Origin of the sequence: Nostoc sp. UHCC 0302, assembly GCF_038096175.1 — a bacterium.
Lineage (GTDB): Bacteria > Cyanobacteriota > Cyanobacteriia > Cyanobacteriales > Nostocaceae > UHCC-0302.
Map to the genome: position 1 here is coordinate 5,815,006 of NZ_CP151099.1, position 11,784 is coordinate 5,826,789.

Annotated in this window: 11 protein-coding genes; 8 read left to right on the plus strand and 3 right to left on the minus strand. The window is 42.1% G+C overall.

The window, feature by feature from the left end; all coding sequences use genetic code 11:
* The first annotated feature begins 29 nt into the window (after nt 1–29).
* The 7 genes from WKK05_RS25250 to WKK05_RS25280 all read left to right on the plus strand — a co-directional run bounded on the left by WKK05_RS25250 (nt 30) and on the right by WKK05_RS25280 (nt 9,017).
* Nucleotides 30–1,313: an ABC transporter permease gene (locus WKK05_RS25250; RefSeq protein WP_341525790.1), complete on the plus strand. Its 1,284-nt coding sequence runs from the start codon at nt 30–32 to the stop codon at nt 1,311–1,313.
* A gap of 104 nt (nt 1,314–1,417) precedes the next feature.
* On the plus strand, nt 1,418–1,816 hold the full coding sequence (locus tag WKK05_RS25255) for a four helix bundle protein (protein ID WP_341525791.1): 399 nt from the start codon (nt 1,418–1,420) through the stop codon (nt 1,814–1,816).
* Nucleotides 1,817–1,863: 47 nt separating this feature from the next.
* On the plus strand, nt 1,864–2,535 hold the full coding sequence (locus WKK05_RS25260) for an ABC transporter ATP-binding protein (RefSeq protein ID WP_341525792.1): 672 nt from the start codon (nt 1,864–1,866) through the stop codon (nt 2,533–2,535).
* A gap of 176 nt (nt 2,536–2,711) precedes the next feature.
* The gene (locus WKK05_RS25265; RefSeq protein WP_341525793.1) at nt 2,712–4,172 is read left to right on the plus strand and encodes a TolC family protein; all 1,461 of its coding nucleotides are present in this window, start codon (nt 2,712–2,714) and stop codon (nt 4,170–4,172) included.
* A 700-nt stretch (nt 4,173–4,872) separates the two neighbouring features.
* The gene (locus WKK05_RS25270) at nt 4,873–6,045 is read left to right on the plus strand and encodes a diguanylate cyclase (protein ID WP_341525794.1); all 1,173 of its coding nucleotides are present in this window, start codon (nt 4,873–4,875) and stop codon (nt 6,043–6,045) included.
* 213 nt (nt 6,046–6,258) lie between these two features.
* Nucleotides 6,259–7,731: an efflux RND transporter periplasmic adaptor subunit gene (locus WKK05_RS25275; protein WP_341525795.1), complete on the plus strand. Its 1,473-nt coding sequence runs from the start codon at nt 6,259–6,261 to the stop codon at nt 7,729–7,731.
* A 68-nt stretch (nt 7,732–7,799) separates the two neighbouring features.
* A complete protein-coding gene (locus WKK05_RS25280; RefSeq protein WP_341525796.1) occupies nt 7,800–9,017 on the plus strand; it encodes an ABC transporter permease in 1,218 nt (405 codons plus the stop codon).
* A 28-nt stretch (nt 9,018–9,045) separates the two neighbouring features.
* Here the strand turns inward: WKK05_RS25280 and WKK05_RS25285 are convergent, their stop codons facing one another.
* Nucleotides 9,046–9,924: a DUF4351 domain-containing protein gene (locus WKK05_RS25285; RefSeq protein ID WP_341525797.1), complete on the minus strand. Its 879-nt coding sequence runs from the start codon at nt 9,922–9,924 to the stop codon at nt 9,046–9,048.
* 165 nt (nt 9,925–10,089) lie between these two features.
* Nucleotides 10,090–10,527 (minus strand): hypothetical protein, encoded by a 438-nt coding sequence (locus tag WKK05_RS25290; protein WP_341525798.1) that lies wholly within the window; start codon nt 10,525–10,527, stop codon nt 10,090–10,092.
* A gap of 198 nt (nt 10,528–10,725) precedes the next feature.
* Here WKK05_RS25290 and WKK05_RS25295 point away from each other — a divergent pair, with 198 nt between their 5' ends.
* Complete coding sequence (locus WKK05_RS25295; protein WP_341525799.1) at nt 10,726–10,974, plus strand: hypothetical protein; 249 nt, start codon at nt 10,726–10,728, stop codon at nt 10,972–10,974.
* Between the two features lie 209 nt (nt 10,975–11,183).
* On the opposite strand, the gene WKK05_RS25300 is transcribed toward WKK05_RS25295, so the two are convergent.
* The gene (locus WKK05_RS25300) at nt 11,184–11,564 is read right to left on the minus strand and encodes an endonuclease domain-containing protein (RefSeq protein WP_341525800.1); all 381 of its coding nucleotides are present in this window, start codon (nt 11,562–11,564) and stop codon (nt 11,184–11,186) included.
* Nucleotides 11,565–11,784: the final 220 nt, after the last annotated feature.

An 11,784-nucleotide genomic window follows, 5' to 3' on the forward strand; every position in this document is an offset into this window, starting at 1 on the left:
TGCAACAGCTTAATTTAAAATACAACAATATGTTTAAGGGTTTTTTTAAGGGTTTTTACAAAGCTAAGAATACCCGCACAGTTTCGTTCTTAGAAATCTTGTCAATGGCGGCAGAGACCCTGTGGAGTAACAAATTACGCACAGGATTAACTATGTTGGGCGTAATTATTGGTATTTCCTCAGTCATTGCCATTACCTCTGTCGGTCAGGGCGTGCAAAAGGGCGTTGAGCAACAAATACAAGCCTTGGGTACAGATGTCTTGCAAGTTTTAGCAGGTGCGGCCAGAAATGGAAACGTGCGCCAAGGAGTAGGTTCTAGCAGTACTTTGACCTGGGAAGATGCCAAAGCGATCGCTACACAAGCCCCATCTGCTCAGATGGTTTCTGCTTATCTACAACGCACGGCACAAGTGGTTTATGGAGGACAGAACACTTCTACAACCATTTATGGTACAGATTTAAACTACCCAGAAGTCAGAAATACTCATCCTCAACAAGGGAGATATTTTACTCAAGAAGAACTAGATACTGCTTCACAAGTTGCCATTCTTGGCCCGACAGTTCAAAACACACTCTTTGGACAGTCGGGCAATGTATTAGGCGAAAAAATCAGAATTCAGGGCGAGGCTTATGAAGTGATTGGCATCATGGAATCTAAAGGTTCGCAAGGGCCGATGGATCGAGATGATCAAATTTTCATTCCTCTAACTAGTATGTCGAAGCGATTAGTTGGTAACAATGCTTTAACAGGCGTTTCTGTGAATGGGATTTTAGTCAAAGGTGCTAATCAACAGCAGTTAGAATCTGCTCAGTTTCAAGTAACTAATCTCTTACGCCTACGGCACAATATTTATCCGCCGCAAGCCGATGATTTCCGGCTAACCAACCAAGCTGATATTGTTAGCACCTTCACCAATGTTGTGGGTTTATTTACAATCATGGTGGTAGCGATCGCTGGTATTTCTCTAGTTGTTGGGGGTATTGGGATTGCTAATATTATGCTGGTTTCCGTTGTGGAACGAACGCGAGAAATCGGCATTCGCAAAGCTGTAGGAGCGACCAATTCTGCAATCCTAAATCAATTTTTAGCCGAAGCGATCGTAATTTCCACTTTTGGTGGAGGGATTGGTATGGCGAGTGGTATATTAATTGCCTTTGCTGCTGCAACTATTTTTAAGTTTCCGTTTGTGATTTCTTTCTTATCGATTATTGCTGGTTTTGGACTCTCTTTAACCGTTGGCTTACTTGCTGGGGTAATTCCAGCACGCAACGCCGCTAAATTAGATCCAATTGCCGCTTTAAGAAGCGATTAAAACAGTGCTGAGTGCAGAGTAATGAGTGCTGAGAGTTTGTTTAATCTTGAATGTTAATTTTTAAGTTGTGATTTGTCAATTTTAAGATTGGAGTTATCAATAAAATGAGTAAAGTTGAAAGGTTTGAAGATTTGATAGCTTGGCAAAAAGCAAGAATTTTAACTAAAGAGATTTATCTAATAACTCAACAAGGTGGGTTTGCTAGAGACTTTGGGCTATCTGGACAAATACAAAGGGCAGCAGTTTCTATTATGTCTAACATTGCTGAAGGTTTTGAAAGAACTCATTTAGGAGAATTTCATCAGTTTCTTGCTATAGCAAAATCATCTTGTGCAGAACTACGTTCTCAACTTTATGTAGCTTTGGATGTCGGCTACATTGAGCAAGTCAAGTTTAACCAACTCATAAATCAAGCAGAAGAAGTAGCCAAAATTATTGGCGGTCTTCGCATATCAGTTAGTAGACAAAAAAACCAAAATAACTTAGCCTCCAACGCTAAATAAACTCTCATTACTCAGCACTCAGCACTCAGCACTCAGCACTACATAATATGGCAACAATGATTTGGATGGAATCCATTACTAAAACTTACTATTTAGGAGAAGTTACTGTACCCATACTTAAGGGAATTCAACTCTCTATTGAAGAAGGGGAATATGTTGCCATTATGGGTACATCAGGTTCGGGTAAATCCACACTGATGAATATTGTGGGATGCTTGGATCGTCCGACAAGTGGAAACTATATTTTTGAAGGTAGAAACCTAACTACTTTTGATGACGATGAATTAGCGTATGTACGCAACCAAAGAATAGGTTTTGTTTTTCAACAATTTAATTTGTTGGCGCGGGCGACAGCCTTAGAAAACGTGATGTTACCAATGGTTTACGCCAACTTGCCCAAACCAAAACGCCGTCAAAGGGCATTAGAAGCTTTGGAAAGAGTAGGGTTAGGAGAGCGGATTGCTAACCGTCCCAGTCAACTCTCAGGGGGACAACAACAACGGGTAGCAATTGCTCGCGCTTTGGTTAACAAACCTGCATTGGTTTTGGCAGACGAACCAACGGGAGCTTTAGACACTGAGACTTCTTACGAGGTGATGAAGTTGCTCACAGAACTAAATGACCAAGGAATCACAATTGTGATTGTGACTCATGAACCAGATATTGCTGCTCAAACTAAAAGGATTATCCGAGTTCAGGATGGTTTGATTGTAGGTTAATTCGGTCAAACAGAAGAGGTCTAAGGGTATCGAGTGGATAAAAGGGGTGTAAGGGGTAAGGGTGTAGGGGAGGGGGAAAGAAAGGATGTAACAGTGTAGGGTTTAAAATCAGAACTGTAATTTTTGCTCGCATCCTCAAAGTTGCGGTGAAACTTGATTTATTTAAGACATCAAATATGAATTTCAGCTTATTAGTGTATTCTACCCCAGCAACTGTGGCGCTCAGCTTTGCTGGTGCGCTAAGTGCGATCGCTTTTCTCATCCCAACTTTAGTAGGGAGCGCAAGTGCAGCACCTCTCCCACAAACACAGAATCCTCCTGTAACAACGAGTAAAAACTCTGTGCAAGTTCCCAATTACCTCAATGCCAATCCGAATCCTCTACAATTCCCTACCAAGCCAGAGGAGGTGAGGATTCAGGGAACTGTGCCAATTACTTTAGCTCAGGCTTTAGAATTAGCAAAACGCAATAACCGTGATTTACAGGTAACAATATTACAACTAGAACGCAGTCGGAGTTCGCTACGAGAAGCTCAAGCAGCGTTGTTTCCTAATCTTAACCTCAACAGTAGTGTGACTAACAGCGGTAATGGTTTTAGGAGCAGACCATCTCAGCCCACCACTTCTTTTAATGGTTCCGCGCAACTGGATTACAATCTCTATACTTCCGGCAACCGAGAGGCTAGCATCCGAGCAGCTGAAGAACAAGTACGTGTACAGGAATTCACTGTTGAAACTCAGGCACAGACAATTAACTTGAACACCACAACTCAATACTATGATTTGCAACAAGCAGATGAACAAGTACGAATTAATCAGTCTGCTGTAGAGAATGCTCAAGCTAGTCTGCGGGATACTCAAGCTCGCTTACAGGCTGGAGTCGGTACACGGTTTGATGTGTTACAAGCTCAGGTTAATTTAGCAAATGCTCAACAACAATTGAATAATGCTTTCTCACAACAAGCAATTGCTCGTCGCCAGCTGGCAACCTTGTTAAGTTTGCCACAGTCGGTTAATATTACAGCGGCAGATCCTGTGCAATTAGCCGGTCTTTGGCAGCAAACTGTAGAAGAAAGTATTATCCAAGCTTTTCAAAATCGTCCAGAACTGCAACAGTTTTTAGCACAACGCAATATTTCTGAGCAACAGCGACGGCAGGCACTTTCGCAGCTAGGGCCGCAAATTAGTTTGTCTGGTAATTATAATCTGCTAGACCAATATAACGATGGTGTAAGCGTTACTGACGGCTATTCTATAGGACTTCAAGCAAGTCTCAATGTCTTTGATGGTGGAGCCGCTAGAGCGCGTGCAGATCAGTCAAGAGCAGATATTGCGATCGCTGAAACTCAATTTGCTACCCAGCGTGATCAAATTCGCTTTGACGTAGAACAATTTTATTCGCAGTTACAATCAAATCTGAATAATGTACAGACTTCTAGTGTGGCTTTAAATCAAGCTAGGGAAGCTCTGAATTTAGCTAGGCTGAGGTTCCAAGCTGGTGTAGGAACTCAAACAGAGGTAATTGATGCTGAAAATGCTCTGACACAGGCTGAAGGTAATAGAGTTTCAGCTATTTTGGATTACAATCGCGCTCTGGCTAATTTACAACGTTCTGTTACTACTAGGGCTTCACGCTAGATTACACAAAGTCTTTCTGTTAACCCCATCTAGTGCTAAAGGTGAAAACTGAAAGAGTGTAATTGCATAATGATATCATAGTAAATGTGTACTTAAGTATTGTTGAGAGCCTGGGGTTACATTAGTAGCAATTCGTGCTATGAGGCATAAGTACCATGACCAAAATCTGCAATTTTGAAATCGTTCTGGATAGTGTAAAAACGTGATTGCGTCGAGTATAGCCCCTCAAGGGGCGATCGCATTAACTTACTGGCGCAGGTGACAGGGTTGCAAAACGCCGCCCTGGATGTATCATTCTTACTTCTCCTCCCCTGCCTCGTTAATTTTATCGAGGTGTTTTTATAGCTATTTAATATGCGTTTAAATTTAATATGTGTTTACTATGATGTCTATTGGAGTTACGAAAGGCGATCGCGTGACGCGGCAAAAGGCGTTATAAATCTTAGCACCTGCTCAACCAGATGATTTTATCAGAAAAAAGTATCTACGAAACGAAACAAAACAGAACCTAACGTAGAGTATCTAATACCGTTTCACTTTAAGGTTGATATACATGGGCAAGCTCTTGAGGCAGGGGAAGCAAGAAAAGTGATGTGTATCAAGAATTTCGTGAAATGGTATAACTCTGAGGCTCTATGCATTTTAATACCATTGCTATTTAAAACATTAGAACTAGATGAAAAGATATTAGATGACAACAATGAAAGCTACTTTTCAAGGAAACCAATCTTTAGTTCTCATTGTTGATGATGAAGTATTTAATCGGGAAGTACTACGGCTTTTCTTAGAGCAGGAAGGATATCGAATAGCGGAAGCCAAAAATGGCATAGAGGCCTTAACTGCTTTTCATCAGCTGCATCCCGATTTAGTACTCCTTGACGCTATGATGCCAGGTATGGATGGGTTTGAGTGTTGCTCTTTGATGCTGTCTGTTGAAGAAAGCAAATACACTCCAGTTTTAATGATTACAGTCCTTGAGGATAAAGAGTCAGTTGACCGTGCATTTAAAGTAGGCGCAACAGATTATATGATCAAACCGATTCACTGGCCAGTTTTACGTCAACGGTTAAGATGCTTAATTCAGCAATCCCAGCTACATCGAAAATTCGAAGCCGCTAACCTAGAAGTGCAGCGATTGGCTACTGTAGCTACTATCGATTTCTTAACTCAAGTAGCTAACCGCCGATGGTTTGAAGAGTATCTTGACCAGCAATGGCGGCAAATGGCACGGGAACGACAACCTCTTTCTTTAATGCTCTGCGATGTTGATTTTTTCAAATCTTACAACGATACTTATGGTCATTTAATGGGCGATCACGCTCTTATAGAAATTGCTAGAGCCATCAAAGATATGGTTCAACGTCCGGCTGATTTAGTTGCCCGTTTTGGTGGGGAAGAATTTGCGGTAATTTTAATTAATACAGATGCACTTGGTGCTACTTACATTGCACAGAAAATTACTGTTGCTTTACGAACACTGGCAATTCCTCATCGGAATTCACAAGTTAGTTCTTATGTAACCATAAGTATTGGGTTAGCAACAATAATTCCTGAGCCTAATTCTGATTTTGAAGAAATAATCGCTGCCGCTGACCAAGCATTATATCAAGCAAAGGCAGCAGGACGTGATCGCTTTATCCACAGTCAACTGCAAACTAAAAATCCAGAATTTAGGCACATTCTTGAAGTAGCAAAGCAGTTCGCCTTAGATGTGCAACAAGATAGGAAGAAAGCCCAGCAGGTTATGCAAAAAGCCCAGCAGGTTAGAGCAGAAGCCCAGCAGGTTATGGAAAAAGCCCAGCAGGTTAGAGCAGAAGCCGAACAGGTTATGAAGAAAACTCAACAGGTTAGGAAGAAACTTCAGCAGTTTTAATACAAGGTTTAGAACTACTTAAATCATTGCCTAACTCATAATAAAGTCACCCATCCAGGTGTAGGCATACGGAAAAATTAACAGCTACTATGAAGGAAGATTAAGCAATTAGAAAGCTAATTATCTGTTTACTTAAGAGTTTATTAGTCAATATTTAGCCTAGCCCTCAACTTTCAAACTACTCCCGCACAGCAATTTTGTAAGCTTCCGTATATGACCACGCATATAGAACTTCCCTTTATTGGCAAAAAAATTAAGTATCCATTGCGCTGGCTGATGGGATTAATGGCAGCGGGTGCTGTGGTTGTTGGGACAACGACTACTTATACCTTACTCAATCAAGGCATAAGCAAAGAAGATATTACACAACTTACAGTGCCAGTGGCAGCAAAAAATGTTACCTTACGGATTCCAGCCAGTGGTAAGGTAGTGCCAGTTCAGAGTGTGAATATTAGTCCAAAGAACCCCGGAGTCTTGGGGCAATTGTATGTGGAACAAGGCGATCGCGTGCAGCAAGGACAAATTCTCGCCCGCATGGATATTGGCGACATTCAAGCACAAATCCTTCAATACCGTGCGAATTTAGCGCAATCACAAGCCCAATTAGATGAAGCCCGTGCAGGGAATCGTCCCCAAGAAATTGCTCAAGCCAAAGCGCGTTTGGCACAAGCCCAAGCACAGCTTGCCGCAGGTCGTGCTGGTAATCGTTCCCAAGAGATTGGACAAGCTCAAGCGCAGGTGAATTCCGCAAAAGCGCAGGTGAATCTGTCACAAGCACGGGTAAAACGATATCGGCAACTAGCCCAACAAGGCGCAATTTCTCAAGATCAGCTTGAACAATATATTAGTGAAAACCAAACCGCCGAAGCTAGTTTAGAGGAAGCGCAAAAACGACTATCACTTTTACAAAGTGGTACTCGCAGTGAGGAAATCACTCGCCAAGAAGCAGCCGTTACTGAAGCACGGGCAGCATTAGTATTGTTAGAAAATGGTACGCGTCCAGAGGAAATTGCCCAGCGGGAAGCAGCCGTGAAAGCTGCTCTGGCTCAGTTAGAAGCCGCTCAAGTGAAGCTTAATGATACAGTAATCCGCGCTCCCTTTACTGGGATTGTGACGCAGAAATATGCCAACATCGGCTCATTTGTAACTCCAACAACTTCTGCCTCTACTAGTGCATCAGCAACTTCTAGTTCAATTGTCGCTGTGGCACGGGGTTTAGAAGTGTTAGCACAAGTTCCAGAAGCTGATATCGGCAGAATTAGACAAGGACAGCAAGTGGAAATTGTCGCAGATGCTTATCCCGACCAAGTTTTTAAAGGTCAGGTGCGTTTGATTGCTCCAGAAGCAGTAGTTGAACAAGGTGTGACATCTTTCCAGGTGCGGGTTACCCTCAATACTGGCACAGATAAACTGCGTTCTGGCTTAAATGTAGACTTAACTTTTTTGGGCGATCGCGTTAATAATGCTTTAGTATTGCCAACTGTGGCAATTGTCACCGAAAAGGGCAGAACTGGCGTACTCATCCCAGATGCAAGCAATAAACCTTTGTTTCGGGAAATCACAGTTGGGGCGCAGATTCAAGACCAAACTCAGATTTTAGGAGGAATAAAAGAAGGCGATCGCGTATTTATTAATCCTCCTAAAGACTACAAAATCGAAAAGGCGAAAGAACAGAATAATTCGTAATTCGTAATTCGTAATTCGTAATTAAAACGCAGAGAAACAAGACTTACTTGGGCAATTTGGTATAGCAAATGAATTTCCTAGAAAGTGTCAAAATGGCGGGGAAAACTCTGCTGTCGAATAAACTGCGTAGCGCCCTCACCATGCTGGGTATCGTTATTGGTAACGCCTCGGTGATTGCGATGATTGGCATTGGTGAAGGTGGACAAAAGTTTGTTTCTAAAGAGTTGGAATCGTTAGGGCCAAATGTGTTGTTTGTGATTCCTGGGAATCAGGAGACTCAGCGTGTCTCTAGAGATGTGCCAAGAACGCTGGTTTTGGAAGATGCTCAAGCGATCGCTTCTCAAGTGCCAACTGTAGCAGAAGTGACTGCGGAGTTAAATAGTCGGCAGGTAGTTACTTACCGTAATAAAAACACCGACATCAATATTATTGGTACTACTCCTACTTTCTTAGCAGTGCGAGACTTTGAAACTGAAAAAGGAAGGTTTTTCACTGATATAGATATGAAGCGTAGCAACCAAGTTGTTGTGCTAGGTGCGAAATTGGCAGAAAGGCTTTTTGGTAACGTCAATCCCATAGGGCAGCAATTGCGGCTCAAAGATACCAGATTTCAAGTGATTGGTGTGCTAAAAGCCAAAGGTTCAAACCTCGGCGTTGATTATGATGATGCGGCATTGGTTCCCCTGATCACAACAGCAAACCGAATTGTTGGTCGAACTTCTCCCTATGGATTGGAGTTAACCTATATTGTGACTTCAGCTAAAGATGCAGATAGTGTGGATGCAGCAGAGTTTCAAATTACTAATTTACTGCGACAACGCCACAAACTTACTGGTGAAGACGACTTTACTATCCGCACCCAGAAAGATGCTTTGCAAACAGTTGGTCAAATTACAGGTGCATTGACAATTATGCTAGCTGCGATCGCAGGTATCTCTCTATTTGTGGGCGGTATTGGCATCATGAATATTATGCTTGTCTCCGTCACCGAACGCACCCAAGAAATCGGATTAAGGAAAGCGATCGGGGCAACCGAGCAAGATATTTTGCTACAGTTCATGATTGAAGCTGTCATCGTCTCTGCTGCTGGTGGGTTAGTTGGTACAGCAGTTGGTGTCAGTGGTATTCTTTTAGTAGCAGCCTTAAGTCCATTAGAAGCGGCAATTTCTCCTGTAGCGATCGCGATGGCTGTTGGTGTCTCTGGTGGTATTGGTCTATTTTTTGGCGTTGTTCCTGCACGTCGCGCCGCTAAACTTGACCCGATTGTGGCTTTGAGAAGCGCTTAGTAATAATCACTCAGCATGGTGAGTTTCCTTAATCTCCTGAATTGGATTGAGGTAGGGAGATATTGGTGAGGTAATTCACTAAATCATTTGGGCTAGTGAAATCTAACAACGCCTCAGCTAAATCTTCTAGCTGAGTAATAGATAATGTCCGGATCTGCTGTTCTACGTCAGGTTGAATGTTACTAAAACGACGTGTTAACAAACGCAGAATCAATTGTAGTGCCTCCTGTTCCTTTCCTCGTTCTTCTCCCTGTTGCAATCCCTGTTGCAATCCTTTTTGCAGAATGTCTTGGTAAATCACAGATTCTTGCATAATTTCCTCTCTAAACATCTGTCTAATCAAATTTTTGTCAAACCGCAACCCAGCTAAAACCTGTACGCAAGCTGATATATTCTGTCGTTCGCCTGTTTCCTCAATCATATCGACACTAGCAGCGACTTGCTCTAATAAGTCTGCGGGTGAGTCGGTTCTCGCCAATGTCGCCAGAGGTAAAAGTGCAGGGTTCGCTAGCAGTGGTGTAGGATCTTCTTCCCATAAACGAATCACTCGATACTCGTGTCTAGTTTTCTTGTCTACATACTGAGTATTAAAAACAATTTCTGAGGAGGTGGCTTGTAAGAAAATCAACACCTGCTCAATATCACACCAGTATTCTCGTTTTAATCTGGTGTAGTAATCCAGCATCCGAAAGTCAAGTGGGGGTGTGGATTTTGGTGTAGTCTGAAACTCTAAATGTAGAATTTGGTTAGAGATTTGCAGGAATGTTACTGAATCAGCACGAATTGGTTCCAGATTCAGTTCGGTTTTGAGTACTTGGATATCTGAGGTTTCAGATGCAAGTAACCATCTGGCAAAATCAGCAGGGTAGTTTTCAGCTAGGAATTTGCAGGTGTTATCGTAACTCAAGGGCGATCGCCACTATAAAATTCAGATAAATTAAAACGTAGCTTGGGTTGAGGCTTTGCAAAACCCAACAACATGATCCATGTTGGGTTTCCTGACGTCAACCCAACTTACATTTAATACACAAATTTAGGTTTGACACGGCACTAAATTTATGAAACAAGTGGATTATTGCAGCAAAGGAGTCGTGCTTTTGCCGTTAGTTGACGCATTCGCAATTGCAGTTTGAGCAGGTTGACTGGCAAGAACCGCTACAACTGGAGCAACTTTTGAACTAGATTGTTTATTTCTTTTTGCATTAGAGCCGCCAGCTTTGGAATACTGTATACTGTTTCTGCCGTAGACAGTTGCAACTCCACTTAGCATTCGTTCAGACATTTCGGAGAGGGCTTTATCCATCTGGATTATTGTTTTACGCGATTCTTCAAGATTGGACACAAGCGTGTTATGAGCTTCTAACGTCGCACGGGTAGTGTTGATGAGGTGGTTGTAGGCTTCAATGCTTAATCCATGTCCTAAATCCAGATTTTCATCAACGGATTTAAGCAAGGCGAGACGAAGTTGGGCTTTGTCAACAGCAGCAGAACTACGAGTTCTTAAAGACATGAGATATCCTCTTTTTTAATAATTCCTTTTTCAAGATAGTGGAGCATCCTTTTCTCTGAGATGGGTAGTTTTGTGGATTTATTTCATTAAAGATTTAACGAAATAATTACGAGTTTGCCTGTATTGTTACTCATTTTTTATCTCGATTTGTTGTTTGAGAATAAGTAAAATCAGCAACAGCGAACGCCAAATCAACAAATGCGAACGCCAAATCAACAAATGCGAACGCTAAATCAACAAATGCGAACGCTAAATCAACAAATGCGAACGCTAAATCAACAAATGCGAACGCCGAATCAACAAATGCGAACGCTAAATCAACAAATGCGAACGCTAAATCAACAAATGCGATCGCCGAATCAACAAATGCGAACGCTAAATCAACAAATGCGAACACCGAATCAACAAATGCGAACACCGAATCAACAAATGCGATCGCCAAAATAACATTTGAAAGGGGAAACTAGAACATCTAATTCCCTCCCCTTTATAAGCTAAGGTATACACACAAGTTGGATTACCCCCCTTAATCCCCCCTTATAAAGGGGGGAAACAAGATTTCTAGTTCCCTCCCCTTTACAAGGGGAGGGCTAGGGTGGGGTAAAACCTTTACAAGGGGAGGGTTAGGGTGGGGTAAAACCTTTACAAGGGGAGGGCTAGAGTAGGGTAACTTCCCTCAACCTACAAATAACTTCCCTAATCTTCTCCATCACACCATCAATATCTTGATAAACTTCTTGATTCGTAAATCTCAAAATTATCGTACCTTTTGATTCCAAAAATGCTTGGCGATCGCGGTCATATTCTGGAACTCCATCTTGATAGTGACTATCACCATCAATTTCTATGGCAAGTCTCAATTCCGAAGAATAAAAATCCACTACAAATCTGTCAATACTGTATTGTCTGCGAAATTTACAGCTTTCAATTTGTTGATTTCTAATTTTTGCCCAAACTATTTTTTCAGATGGGGGCATATTGTTTCTGAGAGTTTGCCGTTTTTGCTTTTCTGAAGTTTGGTTATACAGCTTTGTCATCAGCGTTTTCATATTCCTGGACTGTGCTTACTATTCCCTGGATTACCCCCCTTAATCCCCCCTTATAAAGGGGGGAGACAAGATTTCTAATTCCCTCCCCTTTACAAGGGGAGGGCTAGGGTGGGGTAAAACCGACGCATAAACTCAGACGACTAACTTATTTCACACTTGCGTGTAGACCGTAGCCTTTTTAAGCAGGATCTAAAACTTTTTACCCCTC

Excerpts from the sequence above, each read along its gene's own strand:
- WKK05_RS25250 (WP_341525790.1), top strand. The coding sequence starts at position 30 with ATGTTTAAGGGTTTTTTTAAGGGTTTTTACAAAGCTAAGAATACCCGC.
- WKK05_RS25255 (WP_341525791.1), top strand. The coding sequence starts at position 1,418 with ATGAGTAAAGTTGAAAGGTTTGAAGATTTGATAGCTTGGCAAAAAGCA.
- WKK05_RS25260 (WP_341525792.1), top strand. The coding sequence starts at position 1,864 with ATGGCAACAATGATTTGGATGGAATCCATTACTAAAACTTACTATTTA.
- WKK05_RS25265 (WP_341525793.1), top strand. The coding sequence starts at position 2,712 with ATGAATTTCAGCTTATTAGTGTATTCTACCCCAGCAACTGTGGCGCTC.
- WKK05_RS25270 (WP_341525794.1), top strand. The coding sequence starts at position 4,873 with ATGAAAGCTACTTTTCAAGGAAACCAATCTTTAGTTCTCATTGTTGAT.
- WKK05_RS25275 (WP_341525795.1), top strand. The coding sequence starts at position 6,259 with ATGACCACGCATATAGAACTTCCCTTTATTGGCAAAAAAATTAAGTAT.
- WKK05_RS25280 (WP_341525796.1), top strand. The coding sequence starts at position 7,800 with ATGAATTTCCTAGAAAGTGTCAAAATGGCGGGGAAAACTCTGCTGTCG.
- WKK05_RS25290 (WP_341525798.1), bottom strand. The coding sequence starts at position 10,527 with ATGTCTTTAAGAACTCGTAGTTCTGCTGCTGTTGACAAAGCCCAACTT.
- WKK05_RS25295 (WP_341525799.1), top strand. The coding sequence starts at position 10,726 with ATGCGAACGCCAAATCAACAAATGCGAACGCTAAATCAACAAATGCGA.
- WKK05_RS25300 (WP_341525800.1), bottom strand. The coding sequence starts at position 11,564 with ATGACAAAGCTGTATAACCAAACTTCAGAAAAGCAAAAACGGCAAACT.